General features: G+C 37.9%; 24 protein-coding genes and 4 pseudogenes. 21 read left to right on the top strand and 7 right to left on the bottom strand.

All coding sequences use genetic code 11. From position 1 onward, the window contains the following. The first annotated feature begins 6 nt into the window (after window positions 1-6). Both QFZ72_RS17480 and QFZ72_RS17475 read left to right on the top strand, forming a co-directional pair. Window positions 7-465 (top strand): hypothetical protein, encoded by a 459-nt coding sequence (locus QFZ72_RS17480; RefSeq protein ID WP_307435665.1) that lies wholly within the window; start codon window positions 7-9, stop codon window positions 463-465. A gap of 467 nt (window positions 466-932) precedes the next feature. Beyond that, window positions 933-1,157: a hypothetical protein gene (locus QFZ72_RS17475; RefSeq protein WP_307435663.1), complete on the top strand. Its 225-nt coding sequence runs from the start codon at window positions 933-935 to the stop codon at window positions 1,155-1,157. A 468-nt stretch (window positions 1,158-1,625) separates the two neighbouring features. Here the strand turns inward: QFZ72_RS17475 and lgt are convergent, their stop codons facing one another. The 3 genes and pseudogenes from lgt to QFZ72_RS17460 form a co-directional block, all read right to left on the bottom strand. After that, window positions 1,626-2,447 carry a prolipoprotein diacylglyceryl transferase gene (gene lgt, locus QFZ72_RS17470; RefSeq protein ID WP_307435660.1) on the bottom strand — a complete coding sequence of 274 codons (822 nt, stop codon included), beginning with the start codon at window positions 2,445-2,447 and terminating at the stop codon, window positions 1,626-1,628. A gap of 85 nt (window positions 2,448-2,532) precedes the next feature. Beyond that, on the bottom strand, window positions 2,533-3,621 hold the full coding sequence (locus QFZ72_RS17465) for a class II aldolase/adducin family protein (RefSeq protein WP_307435657.1): 1,089 nt from the start codon (window positions 3,619-3,621) through the stop codon (window positions 2,533-2,535). Between the two features lie 28 nt (window positions 3,622-3,649). After that, window positions 3,650-4,874, bottom strand: a pseudogene (locus QFZ72_RS17460) (zinc-dependent alcohol dehydrogenase). Between the two features lie 185 nt (window positions 4,875-5,059). On the opposite strand from QFZ72_RS17460, the gene QFZ72_RS17455 reads away from it, so the two are divergent. Beyond that, window positions 5,060-5,962 carry a diacylglycerol/lipid kinase family protein gene (locus QFZ72_RS17455; RefSeq protein ID WP_307435654.1) on the top strand — a complete coding sequence of 301 codons (903 nt, stop codon included), beginning with the start codon at window positions 5,060-5,062 and terminating at the stop codon, window positions 5,960-5,962. Window positions 5,963-6,037: 75 nt separating this feature from the next. Beyond that, a complete protein-coding gene (locus tag QFZ72_RS17450; RefSeq protein ID WP_307435651.1) occupies window positions 6,038-6,925 on the top strand; it encodes a diacylglycerol/lipid kinase family protein in 888 nt (295 codons plus the stop codon). A 77-nt stretch (window positions 6,926-7,002) separates the two neighbouring features. On the opposite strand, the gene QFZ72_RS17445 is transcribed toward QFZ72_RS17450, so the two are convergent. After that, window positions 7,003-7,197, bottom strand: a complete 195-nt coding sequence (locus QFZ72_RS17445; protein WP_307435648.1) for a hypothetical protein — start codon at window positions 7,195-7,197, stop codon at window positions 7,003-7,005. 268 nt (window positions 7,198-7,465) lie between these two features. After that, window positions 7,466-7,606 (bottom strand): hypothetical protein, encoded by a 141-nt coding sequence (locus QFZ72_RS17440; RefSeq protein ID WP_307435646.1) that lies wholly within the window; start codon window positions 7,604-7,606, stop codon window positions 7,466-7,468. A 465-nt stretch (window positions 7,607-8,071) separates the two neighbouring features. Here QFZ72_RS17440 and QFZ72_RS17435 point away from each other — a divergent pair, with 465 nt between their 5' ends. Continuing rightward, window positions 8,072-8,350 carry a hypothetical protein gene (locus QFZ72_RS17435; RefSeq protein WP_307435643.1) on the top strand — a complete coding sequence of 93 codons (279 nt, stop codon included), beginning with the start codon at window positions 8,072-8,074 and terminating at the stop codon, window positions 8,348-8,350. Between the two features lie 680 nt (window positions 8,351-9,030). Here QFZ72_RS17435 and QFZ72_RS17430 read toward each other — a convergent pair. After that, window positions 9,031-10,170: a helix-turn-helix domain-containing protein gene (locus QFZ72_RS17430; RefSeq protein WP_307435640.1), complete on the bottom strand. Its 1,140-nt coding sequence runs from the start codon at window positions 10,168-10,170 to the stop codon at window positions 9,031-9,033. 728 nt (window positions 10,171-10,898) lie between these two features. Here QFZ72_RS17430 and QFZ72_RS17425 point away from each other — a divergent pair. From QFZ72_RS17425 to QFZ72_RS17355, 15 genes and pseudogenes are all read left to right on the top strand, one after another. After that, complete coding sequence (locus QFZ72_RS17425) at window positions 10,899-12,554, top strand: FAD-binding dehydrogenase (RefSeq protein ID WP_307435638.1); 1,656 nt, start codon at window positions 10,899-10,901, stop codon at window positions 12,552-12,554. Window positions 12,555-12,605: 51 nt separating this feature from the next. Next, window positions 12,606-14,003, top strand: coding sequence for an MFS transporter (locus tag QFZ72_RS17420; protein WP_307435635.1), 1,398 nt, complete (start codon window positions 12,606-12,608; stop codon window positions 14,001-14,003). 149 nt (window positions 14,004-14,152) lie between these two features. Next, window positions 14,153-16,450 carry a beta-glucosidase gene (locus QFZ72_RS17415; RefSeq protein ID WP_307435632.1) on the top strand — a complete coding sequence of 766 codons (2,298 nt, stop codon included), beginning with the start codon at window positions 14,153-14,155 and terminating at the stop codon, window positions 16,448-16,450. 853 nt (window positions 16,451-17,303) lie between these two features. Beyond that, window positions 17,304-17,765: a MarR family winged helix-turn-helix transcriptional regulator gene (locus QFZ72_RS17410; RefSeq protein WP_307435629.1), complete on the top strand. Its 462-nt coding sequence runs from the start codon at window positions 17,304-17,306 to the stop codon at window positions 17,763-17,765. 1 nt (window position 17,766) lies between these two features. Then, on the top strand, window positions 17,767-18,099 hold the full coding sequence (locus QFZ72_RS17405) for a luciferase domain-containing protein (protein WP_307435626.1): 333 nt from the start codon (window positions 17,767-17,769) through the stop codon (window positions 18,097-18,099). Continuing rightward, window positions 18,092-18,967, top strand: coding sequence for a haloalkane dehalogenase (locus QFZ72_RS17400; RefSeq protein WP_307435623.1), 876 nt, complete (start codon window positions 18,092-18,094; stop codon window positions 18,965-18,967). Before QFZ72_RS17405 ends, QFZ72_RS17400 begins: the two co-directional genes overlap by 8 nt. 503 nt (window positions 18,968-19,470) lie before the next feature. Further along, window positions 19,471-19,983, top strand: a complete 513-nt coding sequence (locus QFZ72_RS17395) for a hypothetical protein (RefSeq protein ID WP_307435621.1) — start codon at window positions 19,471-19,473, stop codon at window positions 19,981-19,983. 205 nt (window positions 19,984-20,188) lie between these two features. Continuing rightward, a pseudogene (locus tag QFZ72_RS17390) lies at window positions 20,189-20,326 on the top strand (DUF6262 family protein); the annotation flags it as partial. Window positions 20,327-20,598: 272 nt separating this feature from the next. Further along, window positions 20,599-20,931 carry an ArsR/SmtB family transcription factor gene (locus QFZ72_RS17385; RefSeq protein WP_307435297.1) on the top strand — a complete coding sequence of 111 codons (333 nt, stop codon included), beginning with the start codon at window positions 20,599-20,601 and terminating at the stop codon, window positions 20,929-20,931. 48 nt (window positions 20,932-20,979) lie between these two features. Next, complete coding sequence (locus tag QFZ72_RS17380) at window positions 20,980-21,435, top strand: DoxX family protein (RefSeq protein WP_307435618.1); 456 nt, start codon at window positions 20,980-20,982, stop codon at window positions 21,433-21,435. Window positions 21,436-21,465: 30 nt separating this feature from the next. After that, on the top strand, window positions 21,466-21,945 hold the full coding sequence (locus QFZ72_RS17375) for an SRPBCC family protein (RefSeq protein ID WP_307435292.1): 480 nt from the start codon (window positions 21,466-21,468) through the stop codon (window positions 21,943-21,945). 152 nt (window positions 21,946-22,097) lie between these two features. After that, window positions 22,098-22,607: pseudogene (locus QFZ72_RS17370) on the top strand (SRPBCC domain-containing protein); the annotation flags it as partial. Between the two features lie 33 nt (window positions 22,608-22,640). Beyond that, entirely contained in the window at window positions 22,641-23,114 is a 474-nt protein-coding gene (locus tag QFZ72_RS17365) for an SRPBCC family protein (RefSeq protein ID WP_307439822.1), read from the top strand. A gap of 54 nt (window positions 23,115-23,168) precedes the next feature. Further along, window positions 23,169-23,297 carry a hypothetical protein gene (locus tag QFZ72_RS17360; protein WP_307435615.1) on the top strand — a complete coding sequence of 43 codons (129 nt, stop codon included), beginning with the start codon at window positions 23,169-23,171 and terminating at the stop codon, window positions 23,295-23,297. Next, window positions 23,285-23,557, top strand: a pseudogene (locus tag QFZ72_RS17355) (VOC family protein); the annotation flags it as partial. The gene QFZ72_RS17360 and the pseudogene QFZ72_RS17355, both read left to right, overlap by 13 nt. A 357-nt stretch (window positions 23,558-23,914) precedes the next feature. On the opposite strand, the gene QFZ72_RS17350 reads toward QFZ72_RS17355, so the two are convergent. Further along, complete coding sequence (locus QFZ72_RS17350; protein ID WP_307435611.1) at window positions 23,915-24,430, bottom strand: DUF2269 family protein; 516 nt, start codon at window positions 24,428-24,430, stop codon at window positions 23,915-23,917. Between the two features lie 103 nt (window positions 24,431-24,533). On the opposite strand from QFZ72_RS17350, the gene QFZ72_RS17345 reads away from it, so the two are divergent. Continuing rightward, window positions 24,534-25,208 (top strand): TetR/AcrR family transcriptional regulator, encoded by a 675-nt coding sequence (locus tag QFZ72_RS17345; protein ID WP_307435285.1) that lies wholly within the window; start codon window positions 24,534-24,536, stop codon window positions 25,206-25,208. Window positions 25,209-25,323 lie beyond the last annotated feature (115 nt).

The following is a 25,323-nucleotide window of genomic DNA, read 5'->3' as shown; positions in this document are numbered from 1 at the left end:
AAACTGGTGCTAAGCTTTTTATCTAAATTATTAAAAAAGAAAGATGCATTGGTAAAAGTCCTGGAATCTTCTCAAAGTAAAATGGAAAATGATCTAATCAATAAACATAGCAAGTTAACAGAGCAAGAATATCGTAAAAAAGAAATTCTTTATTACCAAAAGGATTTAAAGGAGTTTGGATTATCGTTTAGTAAGTTGATTGAACAATCTCCAAAATATAATGATACGAGACAAGATGTAATAAAAGTTGCAAAGATATTAATAGAGAACGATGATTTTAAAAAAACTTTATATAAAAAGAAAAAAATACCTGTTAAGCTATTAGAACAGGAGATTTCGATAAGCCGAAAAACGATTGAACGAAATCATAATTATATTATTGCTATTGTTATAATTTTAGTAGGCGATTATTCATATCTGAAAAAGTATCTAAATGTGCTCACCATTGAAGAAAATAAACAGTAATTACACTCCCATTCTTATATCAATTTTTAAACGCCATATGGTCACATATAAGGCATCTTTTATGTCTTCAAGAGGTAAAAGCATTACCTTCCTCAATACCTGTTCACGCAGTAATGGATATTTTCTTACATCCGTTATTTCATAAGACTATTCTTGATTTACAAAGCACAGGACACAGGGCAGAGGTACTCCAACGCTTTAACCAGTATTCTTCTTCCATAATTGGGCTTCACGTTCATTTGCATGTAATTTCTTTTGATTAGTTCGTTTTATTTACCAATTAAGGTAATTATATACAACAGGTGTTATTTCCTAAAATAGGATTGATAACCTGACAAAATACATTCTTAAAGTAATATAAGGGGATTAGTTGTCGAGATCCCAATAGGATTTTATGCACGCAACAATAGCAACAATAAAATTCATGAATTGAAAATTGTGAAAATTAATGAATGGGAGCGATAAATATGAAAGTTCATGAATTAATTAAGCATTTAGAGACGTTGAAGCAAGACTCAGAGGTTTTTGTCGCAGTTAGGAAGGGTGATAAACCGATTGCTAATTTAAAGCCAGTTAATGAGCTTCAGGAAGCACTTGAGCAAGACACGAATCAATTGCATTACTGGTTTGATGTTGATATTGAGCCTATGTATCGCATTCCAGAAGATAAAATCATTAAAAATAACCTATAAAAATCAGCCAAATTATGATTCTAATATATGCCTATTCTGAAATTCCTTAAAGATTGCATAACATCTTACTTTATTATGCTGCCATACGGCTTGATAAGACATAAACATTGAGACATCAGCGATTTATAAAATTCTACATAGACATGGAAATCCATATGAAATACTTCGTAAAAATGAAAGGCTAAGGCGAACAATACAAACATCTGGCAAAAGGGAAATATTTCTCGGTCTACACAAACGATAAAAAGGCTATGAAATTCTGGGAGGAATAATTCAATCAAAAAAGAAAAGGAATGTTTTTTCCTTCTCTTTTTAAAGTATTTTTGCCCTTTTCTTTTTTTCTGCTTCAAACTTAAATCTGTCCCTGATCATTGTATTGATTTGTTTAGTACTATTAATAAAATCATCGTTGGAGTAACATTTCTCTACATGTCTATAATATTCTTTCATATCAATCCCTCATTTCTATCACGCCACGCCATTATCTAAATAGCGGATATCTGCATATCCATTTTTTCGGCGGTACCAGATTATCAGGATCGACACAAAAATTAATACGACGGAAATGACTTGTGCCATCCGCAAATATTCCGTAAGCATTAAGCTATCCGTTCTCATTCCTTCAATAAAGAAACGCCCGAACGAGTAGTAGATGATGTATGTTAAAAATAACTCACCACGTCTTAAATTTGCACGTCGGAGGGACATCAATACGATAAATCCTCCAAAATTCCAAAGAGACTCGTATAAAAACGTAGGATGATAATACGTTCGCTCAATGTACATCTGGTTAATAATAAAATCGGGCAAATACAGATTTTCGAGAAATTCACGGGGTACGGGTCCCCCGTAGGCTTCCTGATTGATAAAATTTCCCCAGCGTCCAATTGCCTGAGCCAGAATCAGGCTTGGTGCAAAAATGTCAGTAAGTTTCCAGAATGAAATTTTTCGTACCTTCGCAAACACTATTATCGTCAATACTGCACCGATTAGTACACCGTGCATGGCTAGTCCGCCTTCCCAGATAGCAATAATTTTATTGGGATGTGCGAAATAATATTCCCATTTAAAAATCACGTAATAAGCGCGTGCAAATATGATAGAAATCGGAAGCGCAAAAATGACGAGATCACTAAAGGTATCTTTTGGCAGTAAACGTCGCTCGCTTTCACGCGTGGCGAGCCAGAGACCAATTAAGGCCCCTGACATGATAATTACACCGTACCAGTAAATTTGGAACGGACCGAGAGTGATCGCAACCCTGTCGATAGGTTCAATCGAAGTTTCCATATTCTCACTCCTTTTTCACACCATAAAAGTCTCTAAGCATAAGATTACCTTCAATATTTATGTGTTAACTCTAAATCACACCTTTTTATGCACCTGGCACCTGGGACATGACTTGTCCTTCAATACGTTCAAAGATGTCACCTAAATCACGACCTGTAATTGTTAGCCCGTGATTCTTAAGTCCGATGATTGCCCTAGATGGATCATTGGCATTTCGTACTAGTGCTGCTACAGTTTCCGCCAATTGAATCGTACCGCAAGGGTAGTTAATTTCCGTTGCTTTTACACCATCTATCCATGCATGAATATGAACAATTGCCCCCACGTTTGGATGTTCTTTATAAATCATCCAATGTTCAATCGCATCAACCGACGCTCTTTTCGGAGAAATACGAGGAGGAACACTTATTTCCATCGCATTTTTTTTCGGATCAAACCCATTGATATATAAAATATCTTGGCCAATTACTCGCATATTAGCTTTGTTGACACCGCTAGCGCTCATCCAAAAGCTTTTATCATCGTGTCGGCTGCTTAGATTCCCATAGCTAAGACCGCCTACCCCGTATAACTTTTTTAACTGACGCATATCACGAGATGATAAATATTTTTCAAGTGGAAAGGGTGCAGGTAGTAAATTCATTTCATCTAACTTTTTTCCTGATAAATACATTTTGTGTGTGATTTCGTTTCCATTCCATAAATTTTGATCCAAATCATCCACAAAATGATTGTCAATGACTAATTGAGCAGATGCGACCGGTTCCAATCTTTCATAAATCTTTTGAAAAAAGTCTTCTTTTTCTTCACTTTGATAACTTAGTTTGTAAAATCCTTGTTCAGGAGTAATAAAATAAACATCTGTTTTTTCCTTATTGTGTACGATGAAAATTAAATGGTTCGCTAAAGATCTAATTAGATACGGATAAGCAACTTCAAATATATTCTCCGGTTCTTCAATCTTCTCTAGTACAGATACAACAAAAGTCGCCTGTGCTTTTCTACGATACGGACGTGGTTTTTCATGGTCAATCACATTAAATACAATCCTAATATCATTAACTGGTTCTTCACAAAACTCGTATCCTTCAGTTGAAAATTTTTCCTTTAATCCTTCCAAATACCATGTTAAAAAAGGAGTTTTTTCGGCACCTGTTATTGTAAAGTTCTTCATTTTTGTCTTCCTCCTAATTTCTATATTGTTACGGTTCAAAAACCACTTTGATTGCTGTACGATTTTTCTTATTTGAAGCAGTACCAAGAGCATTTCGGTAATCTTCTATTGGAAATCTGTGCGTAACCAATGGTGATAGATCGACTTTTCCAGCACGCATTAATTCAATCGCTATGTCAAACGTTCGTGTTCTTTTTCCTTGAAACACCTCCGTACTATAAGCAAAGCTTCCTTTGACATCTAACTCATTAAGCCAAACTGTCGTCCAATCAATTCCGTCCATTATACCGGCTAGACCTAGCAGAACAACTTTTCCACCGTTTTTAGAGAATCGAAGTGCATCATTGATACTCTGTTTTTTTTCCAACACATTCAAAGACAATATCTGCACCTCCTTGAATTACTTCAGGACCAAAAAGGGGTTTTAATACCTGCCCTTTAAGAATTTTTGTTAGGTCATCGACATAAGTTTGTTTTCTAAGCTGGATAATATTGTTCGCCCCATAATTGGATGCCAACTCAGCTTGAAAATGATGTTTCACCAATGCAACAATTCTGCACGGGATTTCCAGTGCTCGAATAGCTGCAATGACACATATTCCAATCACTCCTCCTCCTATGACCAATACGGTGTCGTTTTTACTTGGTGGATTCCTTAAAACACTATGTAAAGCGCAGCTAAAAGGCTCTATCATCACGCCGTTCAAATCATTAACAGCTGCAGGGAGTTTAAATACTTGGCTTTTGTGAGCCACTATATACGAACTCCATCCGCCACCTGTGTCACGACAAGCTCCTATTAACAAACCTGGTGACAGGTCTCCTTTAGTTTTATATACACACAAACTTAAATTACCCTTAAGGCATGCGGGACAAGGATGTTCTATACCTCTCGATTCACATGACAAAATCGGGTCTATAACAACTCGATCTCCCCTATTTAATTCAGTAGCTTGTGAACCTACTTCTGCAATTTCCCCTACAATTTCATGGCCGATTGTGAATGGAAATGAAACAAATGGCGAAGTAGCAGGACTATCATTTAAAAATAGAAGATTAAGATCACTGCCACAAATACCACCATATTTCACCTTTACTTTAACCCAATTTTCATTCGGAAGCTCCGGCTCTGATTGTTCGTGAAATCGTAAACAGGATAGCCGAGAATTCCAATAAACAGAAGGAATAAAACTTCCGATTATTTTGCTTAAGACATATTGGGGCATTTTATAATCGAACTGCAAAGCTTTCAACTCGTATCACCTAGTTTCTCATCGATATTATATTATAATTTTTCCAACGATTACCTTTCTATTCGCTTTTTTGATAAATATGGAAAAAATTTATCTGAAAAAGAAACGTACTTTGATGTGAAAAATAGAAAAATAATATTGTGGTTATAATGTTTAAGAAGGTCATTTGAATCGGAGGATTTGACTTGAATACAATAAACAAACAGGCATTAATGGTTTATAACCCAAATTCCGGAAAAAAGAAATCTCATAAAGCCTTTCCAATGATAGTAAAAAAACTTTCAGAAATAGGTTACCAGTTAACGATTCATCATCCAACGGAGTTTAAAAACTGCGATAATCCCATTAAAAAAGCATGCCAAAACAGATGGGACGCGATCTTTATTGCCGGAGGAGACGGCACTGTAAACCAATCAATTCAATTTTTAGCAGAAGAAGAATACAGACCCACTGTAGGGGTATTCCCATTTGGAACGAGTAATGAATTTGCAAAATACATAGGTATGTCTTGCAATTTACAAGCTCTTTCAATTATTGAAAGAGGTAATACAAACCCAATTGACATCGGAAAATTTGGAAACAGATACTTTGCTAACATTGCAGCAGCGGGTTGGTTGGTGGATATTACCCATAGAACTTCTCCTTTGCTAAAATCCTTTTTTGGTGAATGGGCCTATTGCCTTTATTTTCTTAAAACATTTTTTTTGACAAAACAATCTGATTCTATTTCAGTTGATGTTCCCAATAAAGAAATAATTTCTAATCTCTCATTATTTTTAATCATGAATGGACACTCTGTTGGCCCTTTCGAACATCTTATTAAGAATTCCACACATAATGATGGTTATTTTCATCTTCTCACCTGTATAAAAACCAATCGATTACATTTGTTGTTTTCATTACTTGCAAAAATGCTCAACATAACTGACAATCCATCAATGATACAGCATACTAAAATAAAATCGGGTTGCTTTACGATTCCAGAGGCCATCACTCTCAATCTTGATGGCGAAAAGGCTGATGTAAAAAGCCTTCATTTTAACGTATTGCCCCAGCATCTTCATGTTTTTAGTTCAACTTTAAACTAAGAACGCCTTATGATGCTTGTATATTTACAAGTAAAATTGGCTATATTGTTAAAAATTTATGAATAGGTGAGATGTTTGTATTGTTTTATTGTTAATAAAGTTTCGGGTAATGGCAGAGCTCTTAAAATTTGGTATCAAATTGAAAAAAAGCTTCAAGAAAAAAACGTTTATTACTGTGTTCATTTTACACAAAAACCAAAACACGCCACTTTATTAGTTCAAGAACTTATCAGCAAGGAAAAAGTGACTGTAATTGTTGCGGTAGGTGGCGATGGGACTATCCATGAAGTGATTAATGGATTAGTCGGTACGAATACACCTTTAGGGGTTATTCCTGCTGGCTCAGGAAATGATTTTTCAAGAGGACTAGGTATTCCATTAAAACATGATAAAGCGTTAGAACGTATATTAAGTGGGAAACCAAAAATCATCGATATCGGATTTTTAAATTCCACATACTTTTGTACAGTAGCAGGAATAGGATTTGACGGTGAAGTAGCTCATGTGACGAATGCTTCAATATATAAGAAATTACTTAATTTAATCCGGCTGGGTCATATTTCATACATCATTAGTGCAATTAAGGTGTTATTCCAATACAAACCAATGGATATTTCTATAATGATTGATAAAAAGCTATACAAATTTCAAAAGGTGTGGTTAATCGCTGTAGCCAATCTACCTTTTTACGGTGGAGGATTTGTTATTTGCCCAAAGGCTGTAAGCGATGATGGTTTATTTGATATATGTATTGTTCAAGGAATGTCTAAGTGGGAATTTTTAAGTATATTTCCATTAGTTTTTAAGGGAAATCATACATCCTCTCCTTCTATTAAGATAATTAAAGGAAAAGAGCTTGAAATATATTCCCCAACTCCACTGATGATTCATGGGGATGGGGAAGTGATTGGCCAAACTCCTGCACGAATTAGCATTGAACCATGTGCATTATATGTTATTTGAGTAACAATTAACCAAAAAGGCGAACCCCCTTATTTCATAGTTTCGGTTGAAATAAGGGGGATTTCATGTTTAAACGCTTAATTATTTTTTTTCATTTCTTCTAAAGCCTCTTCATAATCAAATTCAACTAATGCCACGATCATTTGGTTTATTGTTCCAATAATACCTTTTATAATTTCAATCATGATGTGTATGAAAAACTCCTTTCTGATCATACTGAACATCACAAATTTTGTTGTTTTCGTTACCGTTACGTGCTTCGTTTGTATCATTAACTTTTCAGCCAAATAATAAAGGGAAAATCAATAATTCCAATGTAAGATAAAATCCCCTAATCATTCTTATCACTCCTAAAGTAAAAATTTTTAAAAATATAATCAGTACACTTACAGTTTATACATTTAATTAGGTTGCAACTGTAAGGGAGTGATCCTTTTGATTATTTTACAAATCCTAATATAAAATAGGACGACATAACAAAGGGTCTTATTCCTGGTTATATGCATTTGAATTACTATGATTGATCTTTTTAATAATTTACTACTCGTTTTCTTGGTTTTGTTCTTCAGAATGTTCTTCAGTTGGATCTGGTTCATCTTCATCAACGCCATTACATCCAAATAGAAATCCTAGGGATAAAACAGAAGACATTAGTAAAAGTAAGTATTTTTTTCTTTTCAAAGTTTATTTCTCCCTTCAAGTAATATATTCTTTTTTCAGTATCTACCTGATCAAAAAAATTATTCCCTTTTTAAGGTGATAACAACAATGATGTTAAGAATTTGTGGGTCATTCCCGAAAGTTTAGAAAGGGAAGGATTTAAGTTTAAATTTGACAAAACTGAAAAAGCTCTTCAGTAAATTCTAGTAAACTAAAATTCATTTCATGCGGTGGAACATCATAATTCCATAATCGGGGGGCGTTTCTCCAATATCTGCTCATCACAGATATTGGAGAACGATCTTCCATTATCGGGCGCAATACACAAATAGTGGATCGTGTCCTTTATTCAACAATCGGGGGCTTTAGCTGAAGATTGGAGCTGCCTTTAAGGCAGCATTTTCTTTATGTAACTAGCTGGCAAGTTAATTGAATAAAGATGAGTTATAATTAGGGTACGATACTTAGAGGAGATAACGGTGAACTATGTTTAGTATTATATTTGAATTAATTGCAGGATTATTCGGCAGCATTGGATATAGTGACACTTTAAACACGAAAAAAATTGATCAAAATATTGAACGGTTAAATCAACACGATTGGTTTAATAAGATATTCGAAGATGAAAAATATCATCGTTTGTTTTTTGTAAATAAACGCATAAGACGTTATTTGCAAAGTACAATTCGAGTTAGAAAAATTATTCGTAGTAAAGAAGCACAAAGAAAGTTACTGCTCCTTATTGAGAAACAAATAAAATCGTAATTTCGATTTTGAACGAACGCAATTTTAGGACAGAGGCCATATTGTAGTAGTTATTCTATTAAAGGGGGCTTTAATGGAATAAGAAAAGGAGCCTTACAGTATAAACCGCAGATCCCATGCGAAATCCAACCTTGCTTGAAGGTAACAATTTATTATAAAATAAAAATCTTCATTATCTGCTAGTTTGCATGGAGAGCATAAAGTAGTTAATGAATCTTGACTGACCTACTTGCCATGGGTCAGTTTTTTTGTCAATATTGCTTACCTCAAGAATAGGGTAGGAAATTTACATTGGTATAACTTGGAGAAAATAAAGAGCTCGAAAGTAAAATGAAGAACCTACTACATAGTTATTGAAAATCTGTACTTACCATTATGACACACTATCTTCAACTATCAGGGGCTTATCAGGAATAACTGGTAAGCCTCTTAAGTATTAATTGATCTTCCGCAATCGGGCCAGTTAATTGAATAAGGCTTATTGAGATAAAAGGCAGGTTAATGGTGGAAGAAGGAATGAAATTTTTATTCATTTTTCCTAAGTCCTATAAAACGCCAAAATCACAGGGGGTAAAATTATTAGGATCAATATGAACTTTCCAAAGTATCATACTACATTGCCATTGAGTAAAACCTTTATTCTCTTATAGAGGGGTCTCGCCAGCAAATCGGAAAGCGTACTACGAAACGGTGTGCTTGTTTCGGAAGTGTTTTGGAGTAACTCCTGTAAACTTTTTAAAAATCTTGGTGAAATAACTTTGGTCATTAAAATTTAACCATGAACAAATATCTGATAAGGAATAGTTCGTTAAGGTTAATAAATTCTTGGCCTCTTCAATTTTTGCCCGTTGGATATATTCACTTAAAGAGGTGCCAACTTCCTTTTTAAATAATACAGACAAATAACTTGGATTCATATCTACAAGGTTAGAGAGTTGCGATAGAGTAATTTCTTCGTAAAGATGTTTAAAAATATAGTTTTGACAGGTCGTGATAGACTTTGAGTATTTTTGTTCCCTGACTTTGTACACCCGGTCTGCAAAAGAACAAAAAACCTCGTCTCTTAAACTTTCAATAGCTTTTATGTCATTTAATTTTTCAAGGTTTTGAATGTATAGATCACTGAGGGTATAAGCAACTTCTGGATGAAGGCCACCTTCCACAGCGAATCTGGTAGCAAGGGTAATACCCGCAATTAATAAATTTTTTTGGCTTCTTATATGACTGGTTTTTGATAAGACACCAAACTTTTCTTGGGGAAGGGCATCCAAATACTTGATTACCTCCTCTTTGCGACCTTCTTTTACACCTTGAAGTAACTTATTTACCATTATAGGATCCTGACGAGAAGTGATATTTTGGAGTCGCTTTGAAATATTTAAATCGACATTCTCAACTTGGAGGGTAGTATATCTTAACTGGTTGTTCTTTTTGCGTACAGCATCTATGTCCAACTTCTTATTATAGAGTGTATAGTAAAGCAGTATACCTATATTCATTAACTTAACTTTATTAATGATTGGCATCGACTGGTAGTAGTAGGTAATCTCCTCTTTCTTATTCCTGAACAAATGAAAATCGTTCATAACCCCATTGATCATTTCTTCAGATAGTTCTGAGTAAATAGAAGGCCCGACGATAATTGTTCCTTGAAGGTTATTTTCCTCCCTAAAACAAATAGAAATATAGTTTTCCTGATAGTCAGATGATCTGAAAATTGGAAAATTATGAGGGTCATCCTTATGATATAGCTCGCCAAATTGTTCCTTCCGGGAAGAATAAAAAGGATTAGGGACATAGACAGATGTATATTCAAGCACGATATCTCCATTTCTGTCTAAGAAAAATACAGACATGTTGGATATCTGGAATAACAGATTACAGATGTATTCAATATCAACAAATTTGGAAGATATATTCATATAATTGACCTCTCAACTTTGAAATGGATTTTGTTGTCCTATATAGGGTGAACTTTTTACCTGCTCGAATACTGTTTTTTGAACTGTTTTTCATGAACCCGATAACAAAAAATGAATGCGATTACATTTTTTTAATAGAACAATAAAAAATACTAAATTTCAATAAATAATAACATAATTACAGTCTGAAAATAAATACTATTTAGATAACAAATGATAGTAATTTCTTTGGACTTATATAATAAGGGTGCGAAGCATGAAACAACCTAATATCTTTTAATTACAACAGATTCCTAAAGATGGGATACATTAGCATGCATGAGGAGTTCTTTTGCAATTTCAGCAAATATAGACAGATTGGCTCAAGAAAGTATCTTATTTGAACAAGGTTACTTCCAGAAACAACCATTTATTAGAAATATAGAATTTAGGGGTTCTAGGCAAGAATTGATCATCATTGCTTGGACAAACTGATCTTTTGATTATGTTTGGTATGAAACCGACATTATATTATCTGAATTTTACAAATACATTAAAGATAATTAGCAATTTTCAGTATTTAGTTATATTTAAGAATAATGTAATAGAAGAAATAAAGACATTAGTTACAGAATAGGGGATGTATTATGGAGTACGATGTAATCGTAGTTGGGGCGGGGCTTGCCGGTCTAGTAGCAACAGCGGAAATTGCAGATGCTGGTAAAAAAGTATTGCTTCTTGATCAAGAACCAGAATCCTCTTTAGGGGGACAAGCGTGGTGGTCTTTCGGCGGTTTATTTCTAGTCAATTCACCCGAGCAGCGAAGGCTGGGAATTAAGGATTCTAAAGAATTGGCTTGGCAAGATTGGCTGGGAGCAGCTGGTTTTGACAGGGATGAAGATGAAGATTATTGGGGGCGCAAATGGGCAGAAGCATATGTAGACTTTGCTGCTGGTGAGAAACGAAAGTGGTTATACGACATGGGGGTTCGCTTTTTTCCAGTAGTAGGGTGGGCAGAAAGAGGTGGGTATCTAGCTGAAGGACATGGCAACTCAGTTCCACGATTTCATGTTGTTTGGGGAACAGGTCCCGGTATTGTTGCTCCATTTGAACGAAGAGTCCGGGAGCATATACGAAATGGATTGGTCGAGTACCGTCCTCGTCACCGTGTAGACAATCTTATTACTAGTAATGGTGCCATTGTTGGTGTAAGAGGCTCTGTTCTTGCGCCAAGTTCTGCTCTACGTGGGGAAGATAGCAATAGAGAGGTGATAGGGGACTTTGAAATTCGGGGACAAGCTGTATTAGTATCCAGCGGAGGTATAGGGGCCAACCATGATATGATCCGCAAAAATTGGCCCAGCAGGCTTGGGCAGCCTCCGAAACAAATGATTTCAGGCGTACCTGCACACGTGGATGGAAGGATGCTCGCTATTACTGAAGAAGCAGGAGGGCGAATTGTGAATCGGGATCGGATGTGGCACTACACCGAAGGAATAAAAAATTGGAACCCTGTATGGAAAAACCATGGCATTAGGATATTGCCAGGACCTTCATCTGTTTGGCTGGATGCAAAAGGAAAGCGTTTTCCTATCCCCAATTTTCCCGGTTTTGACACATTGGGTACACTAGAGGCGATCCAAAAGTCAGGATACGATTATTCTTGGTTTATCTTGACTCAAAAAATCATTGAAAAAGAATTCGCATTGTCTGGTTCTGAACAAAATCCCGATCTTACGGGTAAAAGTATTCGGAAAGTTTTGGGAAGAGCTTTACCTGGGGCCCCTGGCCCTGTACAGGCATTTATGGACAAAGGGGAAGACTTCATCATTGCGGATAATTTGCCTGACCTTGTAGCGGGAATGAACAACTTGACAGGGGAAAACTTATTAAACCTAGCAGATATAGAACGTCAAATACAAGCACGGGATCGTGAAATAAATAATAAATTCACGAAGGATCTTCAAATAACTGCGATCCGCGGGGCCCGTAACTACATTGGCGATAAATTAATCAGGGTCGCTCCTCCGCATAAAATCCTTGATCCCCAAAATGGCCCGCTTATTGCGGTTCGTTTAAATATTGTTAGCCGAAAAACGTTGGGCGGATTACAAACCGATATGTCTGGACGGGTACTTAATTCTGCAGGGGATGTGGTTCCTGGTCTCTATTCGGCTGGAGAAGCCTCTGGATTTGGCGGGGGTGGGGTACATGGATATCGAGCGCTTGAAGGTACATTTGTTGGCGGATGTCTTTTTACTGGACGTGTAGCAGGACGCGCTATAGCTTTAGAGCTAAGTTAAGTAAAGGTTCTTATTTAAGTACGTTAAGAAAATAATTAAAGGAGGGTAATAATGTCCTATCAAGTTCAGGCAAATGAAACTTCTTCTGCTACACAATCATCTTCTTTAGTTCAAGATATCAAGTTAGGAGAAAAAATTGGGTATGGTTTTGGAGATTTAGCGAGTAACCTTGTCTGGAGTTCCATGTCAATGTTTATTGTTTTCTTTTATACGGATGTAATTGGTATCGGTGCGAGTATCATTGGAACCATTATGCTATTTTCACGCTTCTTTGATGGTATTACAGATCTCGTGATGGGGGCGGTGATTGATAAAACAAAATCAAAGCACGGGAAAGCTCGACCTTGGATTCTATGGACAGCGGTTCCATTTGCGATTACTACAGCGCTTTTGTATGCAGTTCCAGATATAGGAGAAGTGGGGCAAATTGTTTATATTGTTTTGACGTATAATTTACTGACTTTATTGTATACAGCTATAAACATTCCATATGGGGTGTTAAATTCTTTAATTACACAGGATCAATATCAGCGTTCCTTATTAAACGTTTTTAGAACGATATTTGCGATGATTGGCGTAATCATTGTCAGTACGGTGACGATGCCGCTTGTTAATTTACTCGGAGGGGGACAATCCGGGTGGGTGTATACGTTTGTCATCTACGGTGCGTTAGGAGCCCTTTTATTTCTAATTACATTTAATAAAACAAAAGAAAGGGTAAAACCGGCAGTAACAAGTGGCCCCAATAGTAAAGTACCCTTGAAAAAGGGACTTAAGGCCTTATTGAAAAATAAATATTGGTTTGTTGCTTTGGTTTTCTTCCTTACAACTTATCTAGGAACGGCTCTATTTCAGGGCAGTACGATATATTTTGCGCAATATATACTTGGATCTCCAGAATTAGTGGGATTACTAACAGTGGCTAGTATAGTACCTACATTGGTTGGACTGTTAATGGTTGCTCCATTAATTAAGAAGTTTGGAAAACGAAATTCGATGGTAGGCGGATTAATTTTAACAGTAGTTGGGTCGCTGATTATAGTACTTGACCCTAATAGCCTGTTGATGGTAGTGATCGGTTCTATTATGAGAGGGATTGGAACAGCGCCAGTTTTAGGAAGTAAATTTGCAATGTTAGCGGATACGATTGAATATGGAGAATGGAAATCTGGTATAAGAACAGAAGGATTAGTTTATAGCGCCGGGAGTATGGGTTCGAAAGTAGGTACAGGGTTAGGTGTAGCGTTAATTGGGTGGACATTAGCTTGGGGAGGATATATGGGAGGGGAAGCGGTGCAAACTGACTCCGCCTTATTCTCTATTTACGTGTTATTTATTTACCTCCCGATCCTTATTAGTGTTATCCAAATTATGTTGCTAGGTTTGTATAAACTAGATAAGCAATATCCACAAATCGTAAAAGAACTTCATGAGCGAGCAAATGAGTGAAATTTTCAGACTGACTAAGAGGGTACTATTACATAAAAAAACGGTAAAAAACGCAGTCATCATAGTATTTTATAGCATGAATGCATCGGCCTTTATGAGAGAATTAAAATGGTTAAAGCTTAATAACTTTAATTCTAGGAGAGTTAGATATGAACAGAGATATTAAAACAATTGTTTCTCAGATGACTTTAGAAGAAAAAGCAGGAATGTGTTCAGGATTTGACTATTGGCATACCAAAGCTGTCGAGAGGCTTGGAATACCGTCTATTATGTTGTCGGACGGACCGCATGGACTCAGAAAACAGGAAAATGCAGCAGACCATTTGGGATTGAACAGAAGTATTCCGGCCACTTGTTTCCCACCAGCTGTCAATACAGCTTCCTCCTGGGACCGTAAACTGATTGAGAGAGTAGGAAATGCATTGGGTGTGGAGTGTCAGGCAGAGGGCATAGCCATTCTTCTTGGTCCTGGAACAAATCTGAAGCGTTCACCATTGGGTGGACGGAATTTTGAGTACTTTTCTGAGGATCCATATTTCTCTACCGAGATGGCTGCCAATTATATTAAAGGGATACAAAGCCAGGGAGTAGGAGCATCCCTGAAGCATTTTGCTGCCAATAACCAGGAGCATAACCGTTTCCTTATAGATGTTGAAGTTGATGAAAGGACACTCAGGGAACTCTACCTGGCAAGTTTTGAAGGGGCAGTAAAGCAGTCACAGCCATGGACGGTAATGTGTGCCTACAATAAGCTAAATGGTTACTATTGCTCGGAAAATAAATACCTACTGAGTGATATTTTAAAAGAGGAATGGGGATATGACGGTATTGTGGTCTCAGATTGGGGTGCTGTAAATGAAAGGGCAGAAGGGCTAGCTGCAGGAATGGAGTTGGAAATGCCTCCTGGCATCTTGGAAGGGGACAAAAAGATCATAGCTGCTGTAAATAATGGAACACTTTCCGAAGATTTACTTGATAAAGCAGTAGAAAGATTGTTGAAGGTCATATTCAAGGCAGCAGACAGTAAAAAGGAAAAGGTCGTCCGTGACATGGAGGCTCATCATAATCTGGCAAGGGACATTGCGAGAGAAAGTATGGTCCTGCTGAAAAATGAAAACAATATACTGCCGTTGAGGAAGGAAGGAACACTTGCAGTCATAGGTGCATTTGCAGAAAATCCCAGGTATCAAGGTGGAGGAAGCTCTTATATAATTCCAACAAGAATAGATATTCCATTAAAAGAGATTGAAAAGCTTGCCGGTCCGGAAATGAAGGTTGTTTATGCAGAAGGCTACAGGAAAGACAATTTGACAGGCAGGTACTCCAAACATCCGTTAAAATCTTCCAGTGATCAACCGGATATGGAACTGATAGAAGAAGCCAGGAAAGCTGCTGAGAAGGCTGATGTAGCAATTGTATTTGCAGGACTGCCTGAAACTTATGAATCTGAAGGGACTGACAGGAAACATATTGGAATTCCCGAAGGGCAGAGAAAATTAATCGAAGCAGTGGCAGAAGTGCAGAAAAATACCGTGGTGGTACTTAGTAACGGATCACCCATTGAGATGCCGTGGCTAGACAGTGTAAAGGGTGTCCTTGAGGCTTATTTGGGTGGACAGGCCACCGGCGGGGCCATTGCAGATATCCTGTTCGGAATAGCCAACCCATGTGGAAAGCTTGCAGAAACCTTCCCTAAGAAGCTCAGTGACAATCCGTCTTTTCTAAACTTTCCAGGGGACGAAGGAAGGGTTGAGTACAGGGAAGGATTATTCATCGGTTACAGGTATTATGATGCCATGGAAATTGAGCCTTTGTTCCCGTTTGGTTTTGGACTGAGCTATACAAGCTTTGAATATACCTGGATTTCTGTAGATAAAAAGGAAATGTACGATAATGATCTTGTGACTGTAAGGGTTAAAGTGAAGAATACCGGTACGATAACCGGAAAGGAAATTGTCCAGTTGTATGTAAAAGATGTTGAAAGCAGTGTAATCAGACCATACAAAGAGTTAAAGGGCTTTGAAAAGGTGGAGCTTTCTCCGGGAGAAGAAAAGACCATAGAATTCACACTGGAAAAAAGGGCTTTTGCATATTACAATACCGATATTAAGGACTGGTATGTGGAAAGTGGAGAATTTGAAATTCTGGTTGGGAAATCTTCTAAAGAAATTTCCCTTAAGGAAACCATCCGTGTCAAATCAACTACTGTAATTAAAAAGAGATTTACAAGGAATTCCACCCTTCTTGATTGTATGTCCGACCCGATACAGGCAGAAATCATAAAACCACTGTTGGAAAGTATTGTAGAAAAGTTCGGTCTTCAGGGAAATTCCGAAAGGCAGACAAATTTTTTGAAAGGCATGCCGCTTAGGCTGCTTATTTCATTTCAGCCAATACCGTTTACGGAGGCTGATTTGGACTATTTACTGCAAAAATTGAATGAGTAATTGTAATCAGGAAGAATAACAAAAAATTTTCTGCGTTGGGTTTGTAGTGAAGGCATGTTTTAATTTTGCTGTAATTGCTTTTGGGTTAGGGAGTGGTACAGACTTTATCGATGGTAGACTTGCGCTTGACCCTAGCATTGAATAGATGGGAAGGTTAAAATCTTTAGAATAAAACATACGATCAATGGATGCATTCGTGGAACAATTAACAAAGAAAGTTAAGCATTAAACAAATGATTGAGGACATTTAAGGGGTCTTTAATTCGTTACTCAAAGGTTAGAGTTAACTAGACATACGATGTATATTATTCAATTAAAGGGCGCTTTAATGGAACAACTTTTTCTTATTTTATCGTAGTAAACCTTAATGTTGTTGTAGTAAATGAGGTTATATGTAGAACAAAGAAGGATAGATAAAGCAAGTTTTATCTATCCTTCTTTGTTGTCTTATATAATGTGCAACATTATATAATTCTTCTCTTTTATCAACTCATTAATAAAATATATTGACTTTTAATAAAAAACCACGGTCTGTACGGCTAGCGCCTACAGGCCGTAGGTTCCTGTTCCATTTACGGCAAGCCGCCATACCGAACGAGCCGAAAATCTAAAGGTCAAAAGTGTTCGATAAAAATAAAGTATTAGACTGAGAAATAAAGTGTTAGACAGAGAAAATAAAGTATTAGACTCATGCGGCGGTATTGAACGGGCAGTTTTGTGTAACGAAACCAGACCGTTCGATAGCATATTTTTTGACTATCTGGGTAATTCTCACAAAAATTAGTTGCAATAACATTCTATTCGGTGTATCATGAAATTAGTTGCAATAACATCCTATTAAAGGAGGGATAATGTGAGCGAGCATTGGAGGCAGAATGACAAGGGCGCAGCGGAATCGCACGGTCAATACATCTCAGCCATCTACCGACACATGCAGGTATTGATCTCAGCCGAGTTGGCACCATATCGAATCGGAAGCGGACAGTATATTTTTCTGATGGCGATTGCGTTTCAGCAACCAATCACTCAGAAGGAGCTAAGTAAGAAACTGCTCATTGACAAAACGACTACCGCCAAAGCAATTACCAAGCTGGAAGCAGAAGGTTACGTACGGAGGGAAGCCGATCCCGCCGACAACCGCTATCATCTGCTCTATTTGACGGACTCGGGACGTGAGGTGGTACCTAAGGTGCAGGAAGCGCTGGCCCGCGTTAAGAACAAAACACGGAAAGGTATTACCGATGAAGAGTATGACTTGTTAGTAAGCTTGCTGAAAATCGTGCTTCGCAATCTGACCGAGCAGGAGGAGACGTAAGATGAGCAGGTACGGGAGAACAGACTTGACGGAAGAGCTGTTAGCTTGGGCTGACGTTACAAAGCAACCTCATCGGTTCGGAGGGGTGGAATTTCAGCTAAACGAAACGGAAATCGGGCATCTTCACGGCAACCGCTCGTTCGACTTGCTTTTGTCGAAATCCGAACGCGATCGGTGGATTGAAGAAGGGAAGGCAAGTCCTCATCATATGTATCCCGATTCAGGCTGGGTATCCGTTTATTTGAATACCGAGCAAGATATTGCTTGTGCCATTGAAATCGCGCGTTCTAAATATGATCAAATAAAATTGAAAGGTGAGATGATAAATGATTAACGAGGCATTCCCCTATGAGAAAAAGCGAAATCAAGTATTCGGGTTAGAGATGGCATATGTAGAGAAAGGAAGCGGTGACCCGATCGTCTTCCTACACGGCAATCCAACATCCTCCTATCTCTGGCGTAACATTATTCCTTATGCCCAGAAGTTTGGCCGCTGCATTGCGCCTGATCTCATTGGAATGGGTGATTCCGCAAAGCTTCCGGACAGTGGGCCTCGCGCGTACACCTTTGCCCAACACAGCCGCTATCTTGACGAGCTGCTCGATCAGCTTGGCGTTGGCGAGCGTGTAACTTTCGTGGTGCACGACTGGGGATCGGCACTGGGTTTCGACTGGAGTAGGCGCCATCCCGACGCGGTCAAAGGCATCGTTTATACGGAAGCGATCATCAAACCGAGTAGCTGGAGCGAGATTTCAGAACAAGGGCGTAAGATCTTTCAGGCATTGCAATCTCCAGAAGGAGAAAAGATGGTACTGGAACAAAACTCCTTTCTCAATGTCAATCTTCCCGTTAATATTTTACGTGAGTTGACGGAGGAAGAGGTGGTGCAGTATCACCGTCCCTTTATCGAACCAGGCGAGGGGCGTCGTCCGATGTTATCTTGGGCGCGACAACTTCCTTTTGATAGCGATTCAGCGGTGACTGAAATTATCACAGCTTATGGAAATTGGTTAGCACAAAGTCCCATTCCAAAACTATTCATCCATACAGAACATGGAAGAACTCCACAATCCCACATCGATTTCTGCCGTACATGGCCATCGCAGACCGAAGTTACTGTGCCAGGCCGCCACTATCCCCAAGAAGACGCACCCGATGAAGTTGGCGAAGCGCTTGCCTTATGGCTGAAAGATTTGGCTTAACGGTTACGTTTAACGAATTTATAGGGTGGACAAACGCCGCCCCTCTAAGCTATCTCATTAGAAGTTCTATTATCACACCCAATAAATATCGAGGCACAAACTTCAAAAGGCGTTGTTCCGCTAACGGATAACGATAGTTGAATAATCAGCGGCAGTCTAGAACTTTATTTTCGTGTGGATTTAAAATTAAGTTTGATAATTTGTAAAAAAGTTCGATAATTTAAAATTTAGTTTGATAAAAACCCTGTATAGGGTTTTTCTTTTGACCCTTAAACTCAAGATGTATTGTTCAATTAAAGGGCCATTTTCTTGAGTATCAGTTTTAAAGGAAATTGAATATCTTTGTTAAAGTTTAGAAGAGATTGTGAAGAATTGTACTTAAATGTAGTGTAGTTCTTTAATAAATACATAAATCATGAAAATGGAATAAAAAACCATTATATACGTTTTTTGGTGTATAATGACAAAGGTAATATCAATTTAAAAAAGTGGAGGAATGCGAAATGAAAAGAATGAGTTTTTTTTTCTTTATCCTGTTAGGAGTGGTTATCGCTCCCTTATCGTCAGCTTTTGCAAATGAATCAAAAGAAGAAGTCACAGTAGATATCGTTCCGATAAATGAATTAAAAGCTAGTGGAGAAATAACAGCAATGGCAGGCAATGGAGGTTGGGACGATGTAGGATATTCGGCGATATTACAATATTCTTCCAATACTGGTTTTGATAACATCACTGATTACAAATATTCCACTGGTGGAGACTTTATGTTTTGTATTAACAACTCAGCATGGGATAAAAATCAAAGGATTGGATATCAATTGTTTGAGTATGACCCAAACAGTCTAACTTCTGTTGGAGGTGTAATAGATGTAAAAGAAGGATATTGCGCCATATATAGAGATATTAATTCTCGTGTTGATGGTAGTAATAAAAAAGCAGAATTTGCTGTAGGTCGAGAAAATCGTAAAAGTGAGAATTATAATCATGTTTATGTAAATATTGATTTTTATGATTAATCTCATCTAATCACGCCGAATAGTAGATATAATCTACTATCGAGTAGGGATCTAGGTTTCAGGTTGACCGATTGAGTTCTATGACGTTTTTTTCTTTGTTTAAATAACAAGTTCATAAGGTTTTTCACCCTGATTCCCCTTGCATAAGTGACACAGAATAATAGATCTACGCCACTTTATTACTTTGCGGTCTACAACATTTACCCAGCGAGAAATGAATGAGAGCAACAAGGATGCTCTTATTGAATCACTGAAACGGAAGGTCAAGAAATTAGAAGATGATAACAAACAACTTAGAGAGCAATTGAAAGTGGCTTACGCAGAGGTGTATAAAAAGTTTTAGTATTGATTGGAGAAAGGTGCACTTCCTGTTCGTCTTTTTATTCAACAAACGGGCCATATTCTTGAATAACGGATAACCCCAAGATATCTGTAATCTCTACATTTAAACCTTAGCGGAAATAATAAAATCCTTTTTTGTTAGAGGACATTAGAACCTTTAATTCCTGGTGTTAATGTCCTCTATCCTTTTTTATCGAACATCAGAAAACCGTTGCTAAAAAATATTTTCAATATTCCTTGACGGGAATATTCCTTTTAAGGTATATTGAATTCATGAAAACAACTTTGAATGCTCTTGCTGAGCCTAACCGACTACACATTGTCGAACTCTTACGTAACGGCCCTCTCACGGTAGGGGAGATTGCCGATCGACTTGAGCTCAGTCAGCCACAAACTTCCAAACATCTTCGTGTACTTAGTAATGCAGGGCTCGTCGAGGTGAATGCAATCGCCAATCGACGGATCTACAAGCTGAGGGCCGAGCCGTTCAAAGAGCTTGATTCCTGGCTAGAGTCCTACCGCCACATTTGGAACGAGAGATTCGACCGCTTGGACGATTACCTGCAGGACCTACAAAGAAAGGATGTGAACCATGACGACAAGTAGGAGTCCTGCCAAAGATTATTAAAAAAACGATATTGGAGGAATGAGGTCATGGCAAACCTTTTGACGTCTGTAGAAGATCGGAAACTTATTAGGAATGACCAAACCAAAGAAGGAAATAAGGTATCTCTGAAGAAAATAACAATCGGATACTGGTTTTTTACGGGGCTGTTTATAGCATTAATGCTTTTAGGTTCTATTGGTGATATAATGTCCGCCCCTGAAGCAGTTGCTTTATTCAAACATTTAGGGTACCCCGCATACCTTCTTCCCTTTATTGGCGTTGCCAAATTGTTAGGTGTAATAGCGATACTGATGCCCGGCTTTCCGCGAATTAAGGAATGGGCGTATGCCGGATTTGTCATCGATTTGACGGGTGCCATGTATTCAACTATAGCAGTAGGCGATCCTTGGGTATTTTTCATTATTGGGTACATTTTGATTGCTGGATCCTATGTTTTCTACCATAGAAAACGAAAAGCCGTTTCATTAAGTCATGCGAAATAATTTAACAAAAATTGATTAGGAGGAATGGAAATGTCAAAGGAAACTGCAACAAACAGCATTACAATGAACACCGAGAAATGTGAATTGGTTATCACGCGTACCTTCAATGCACCACGTGAGCTTGTGTTCAAGGCGTGGACCGAGGCTGAGCATCTAAAGCACTGGTGGGGGCCGAAAGGCTTTACAATTACGGTTCAAGAAATAAATGTAAAGCCAGGCGGTGTATGGACTTACGTCATGCATGGACCCGATGGTGTCGATTATAACAATAAAATTGACTTCATAGAGGTCGTGAGTCCTGAGCGACTCGTTTACTCCCATGGCGACGGAAAGGAGGAACATTTTCGAGTAACGGTAACATTTTCCGATCAAGGAGATAAGACCGAACTCACTATGTGGATGCTCTTTAAGTCAGCAGAGGAACTTGACAAAGCGGTTAAGGAGTATGGAGCCATTGAGGGTGCAAAATCAACGCTTGATCGACTTGAGGAAGAATTAGCTAAGATTTGAGGGGCACAACATATACAAAAAGGAAATGGGAATGGACGGATGCAACTGCCGCGTCTGGGAAGAAAGATTCGACAACCTGATCGAATACTTGTAGGAACTGCAAAACAAAGAAAAATCTTAAGATCTATCATTTATCTGAGGAGGAATTAGAAATGTCCAACAACGCAATGATTTCGAGGGTAGAGAACGATCGGATACTCGTGCTGGAGCGTATTTTCGACGCGCCGCGCGACCTCGTGTTCAAGATGTTTAAAGAGCCCGAGCATCTCAAACACTGGTGGGGTCCCAAAGGGTGGGAGCTTCCAGTCTGCAACGTCGATTTCCGGCCGGGCGGCGTTTGGCACTACTGCATGAAGTGCGTCGACCAAAACCAAGGTGACTTTTACGGTATGGAATCTTGGGGCAAAGGGGTTTATAAGGAGATCATCGAGCCGGAGAAGATAGTATACGTCGATTTCTTCTCGGATGCTGAAGGAAATACGAATGACGCCATGCCATCGACTGATGTTACATTGGAATTCATTGATCTCGGCGGCAAGACGAAGCTGATTAACCGTGGTGAATATGCGTCAGCGGAGGGCCTCAAGACTGTCATGGATATGGGCATGCTGCAAGGAATCACCGAAACTTGGGACCGCCTAGAAGAAATTCTCAAGCAGCTGAACGTCAGTCAACATAAAAAAAGAGAATTCATAATGTCTTCCGAGGTTACGACAAATAATAATTCTGAAGCGATCTCAGACCGCGAGATCGTCAATACGCGCATCTTTAATGCGTCGCGTGAACACATGTTCAAAGCGTTCAGCGATCCGGATCACCTGGTGCATTGGTGGGGGCCTAAGGGCTTTACGAACACGTTTCATGAGTTCGATATGCGGCCGGAGGGTATCTGGCGCTACGTCATGCACGGACCCAATGGCGTCGACTACGAGAATAAGAGCGTATTTGTCGAGGTGGTGAAACCTGAACGGATCGTCCTCCGTCATCTGGAGCCGATCCACGAATTTTTGCTGACCGTCACCTTTACCGAGCTAGGAGGCAAGACCGAGCTTACTTGGCGCATGCTTCACGAGTCGGCCGCTGAATGCGACAAGGTGAGGAGATTCGCCGTCGAGGCAAACGAACAGAACTTCGATCGTCTTGAGGCGCAACTGGCAAAAATGGTCTGATACCTGAATTCTATCAATCATAAAATAAGATGAACATATGGAGGGGAAATAGTTATGACAAACGATAAACTACAACAACAAGTAAATTCATTACCGATTCCGAATTCTGATCTTAAAGCCCTAAATCGATTAGTTGGAACTTGGGAAATCAGTGGAGGAGCAGAAGGTACGGTCAAGGAATGAGATGGATTGAAATGGCTCCAACAAAGGACGCAGAAACAAGCATCATTCTGCACAATAAGGAATTCGTTGCTAAAATGTCACCTGGATTAAATCTTGGTACACCTTCGTTAATGTTTTTCTCGGAAAACTTTGATGAATTATATACCGATTTATCCAATAAAAATATCAAAGTCGGTGAAATTGTAAATATGCCTTCTGGTAGGGTATTTAACTTTGCCGATAATGAAGAAAATTACTTTGCAGTCATGGAAAAAAAGTAAACCACAATGAAAAAATAATAAAGTAATTCATACACCGTTCATTGTTGGACGGTGTTTTGGATTTATAGTAATAAAGTTAAACTAATCCTATATATTATTTTTCTATCCTCCTAAATTAATATTAAGCCTCTTATTTTTTATTGAACAAGCGGGGGCTTTTCAGGAATAAAAGTACAGTCAACATACAGTAAAACGATCTTCCGCAATCGGGCGCATTTCTATAGGAAAGTTACTTTTTACTTTTGGGTTATATTGAAATAAAGACCCTTCATTATTGATTAATTGTAAACCTCGTTGAATCTCAACGAGGTTTTTGACACTTTAGCTGTATTTGTTAATAAGCAATAATTTATGAGTTTACCGAATTTGTTTTTCCCTTCCGTTTGGCTTCAAAACAGAAATAACAATGACAAAAACCAATAATGAGGTCTGAATGGCGGCACTGATTATTAGCATATTTCGGTCATGAAGATATATTGGATCATCCAGCGCATTTAATCCTTTTTCAGTAGTAATTTTAATTGAACCTTGAACCCAGATATTTAAAATACTACCTATCCCTATAGTAATTAAAGTTATGATTTCTTTAGTAATAATCCAGTAATGTTTAAAAAATCCCCAGTGTGTCTTGAGAGACAGGAATATACCAGTAATAATGACTCCTAAAAGACCAGGTATTATCAATGATAGGTCCACAATATGCATTAGATGATGAGAAACCTTTAAAACATCAGGCGTATTTGTTGTTAAAGCTGAAATCAAAAGAATCCATTGAGTAAAGCTGCCTCCAACAAATAGAACGGTTGAAATTAAATGAAAAATTAGTAACCAATTTCTTTGATTTAATTTGTTTTTCTTATTATTCCCTTTCAATATTTAATCACCCCATTAATTTAACACTGTTAATTTTTTGTTTAACAGTGTTAAGTTTAAGGCATAAATGTTAATATTGTCAATGGGTATAGGAGGTATACAAATGGCTAGAAAAAAACAAAATTCAGAATATGAATCGCTGGATCAAAGTAAAATTATTCAAACAGCGATCGACTTGATTAATAAAGATGGCTTAAAAAAACTGTCTATGAGAAATGTGGCGAACGCCCTTAATACAAGTGCTGCATCTCTATATTGGCACATCGAAAATAAATATGAATTATTACAGTTATTATCTGAGCAGATCTCTAAAAATATCTCATTTCCTGATTCGTCTAAAGAATGGTATGAGCAGCTCATTGAACTTGGGAATGAGTTTCGACAAGCATTGTTGTCTATTCGGGATTCAGTAGAAATAATGACCGAAACAGTACCAATGACTCCTGATCGACTTCAATTAATTGAGAATATATACCGAATTCTTATTAATGCTGGTTTTAGGTCAGAGGATGTTCCAGCTACGGCTAGTTTATTTAATAATTATGTTCTTTCATTTGTAAGAGATGAAATGATACAGGTTCAAATAGCTAAAATCCAAGGATTAGAGGTTAATGAAGCTTTTGAACAGGCAAGAAATATGTTTCAGTCTTTACCTGTTAGTAAATATCCGTCTTTAGTTGAACTTGCTGATTATTCAGTATCCATAAATAGTGACAAACAATTTGAATTTGGTCTTCAAGTTTTATTAGATGGACTTAATAAACGATTACAGCAATAGCTAATTGAAGCTCTTCTGTTATTCCAGAATCGGGCGCGATTGTTGAACAACATAGGTAGAAAATGATCAAACTGTTTGGGGTGTGGTAAACCTGTCAACTCCTTAAATTCCTTCC

It is taken from the genome of Bacillus sp. V2I10, from assembly GCF_030817055.1.
Taxonomy (GTDB): Bacteria; Bacillota; Bacilli; order Bacillales; family Bacillaceae; genus Bacillus_P.
Note: the sequence above shows the minus strand (reverse complement) of the source record. Positions and strands in the feature narration are given on the sequence as shown.

What these genes read in the sequence shown, in the direction of transcription:
- QFZ72_RS17475 (WP_307435663.1), top strand. Translation starts at nt 933, where the DNA reads ATGAAAGTTCATGAATTAATTAAGCATTTAGAGACGTTGAAGCAAGAC.
- lgt (WP_307435660.1), bottom strand. Translation starts at nt 2,447, where the DNA reads ATGGAAACTTCGATTGAACCTATCGACAGGGTTGCGATCACTCTCGGT.
- QFZ72_RS17465 (WP_307435657.1), bottom strand. Translation starts at nt 3,621, where the DNA reads ATGAAGAACTTTACAATAACAGGTGCCGAAAAAACTCCTTTTTTAACA.
- QFZ72_RS17445 (WP_307435648.1), bottom strand. Translation starts at nt 7,197, where the DNA reads ATGATACAAACGAAGCACGTAACGGTAACGAAAACAACAAAATTTGTG.
- QFZ72_RS17435 (WP_307435643.1), top strand. Translation starts at nt 8,072, where the DNA reads ATGTTTAGTATTATATTTGAATTAATTGCAGGATTATTCGGCAGCATT.
- QFZ72_RS17425 (WP_307435638.1), top strand. Translation starts at nt 10,899, where the DNA reads ATGGAGTACGATGTAATCGTAGTTGGGGCGGGGCTTGCCGGTCTAGTA.
- QFZ72_RS17420 (WP_307435635.1), top strand. Translation starts at nt 12,606, where the DNA reads ATGTCCTATCAAGTTCAGGCAAATGAAACTTCTTCTGCTACACAATCA.
- QFZ72_RS17415 (WP_307435632.1), top strand. Translation starts at nt 14,153, where the DNA reads ATGAACAGAGATATTAAAACAATTGTTTCTCAGATGACTTTAGAAGAA.
- QFZ72_RS17405 (WP_307435626.1), top strand. Translation starts at nt 17,767, where the DNA reads ATGAGCAGGTACGGGAGAACAGACTTGACGGAAGAGCTGTTAGCTTGG.
- QFZ72_RS17400 (WP_307435623.1), top strand. Translation starts at nt 18,092, where the DNA reads ATGATTAACGAGGCATTCCCCTATGAGAAAAAGCGAAATCAAGTATTC.
- QFZ72_RS17395 (WP_307435621.1), top strand. Translation starts at nt 19,471, where the DNA reads ATGAAAAGAATGAGTTTTTTTTTCTTTATCCTGTTAGGAGTGGTTATC.
- QFZ72_RS17385 (WP_307435297.1), top strand. Translation starts at nt 20,599, where the DNA reads ATGAAAACAACTTTGAATGCTCTTGCTGAGCCTAACCGACTACACATT.
- QFZ72_RS17380 (WP_307435618.1), top strand. Translation starts at nt 20,980, where the DNA reads ATGGCAAACCTTTTGACGTCTGTAGAAGATCGGAAACTTATTAGGAAT.
- QFZ72_RS17375 (WP_307435292.1), top strand. Translation starts at nt 21,466, where the DNA reads ATGTCAAAGGAAACTGCAACAAACAGCATTACAATGAACACCGAGAAA.
- QFZ72_RS17365 (WP_307439822.1), top strand. Translation starts at nt 22,641, where the DNA reads ATGTCTTCCGAGGTTACGACAAATAATAATTCTGAAGCGATCTCAGAC.
- QFZ72_RS17360 (WP_307435615.1), top strand. Translation starts at nt 23,169, where the DNA reads ATGACAAACGATAAACTACAACAACAAGTAAATTCATTACCGATTCCG.
- QFZ72_RS17345 (WP_307435285.1), top strand. Translation starts at nt 24,534, where the DNA reads ATGGCTAGAAAAAAACAAAATTCAGAATATGAATCGCTGGATCAAAGT.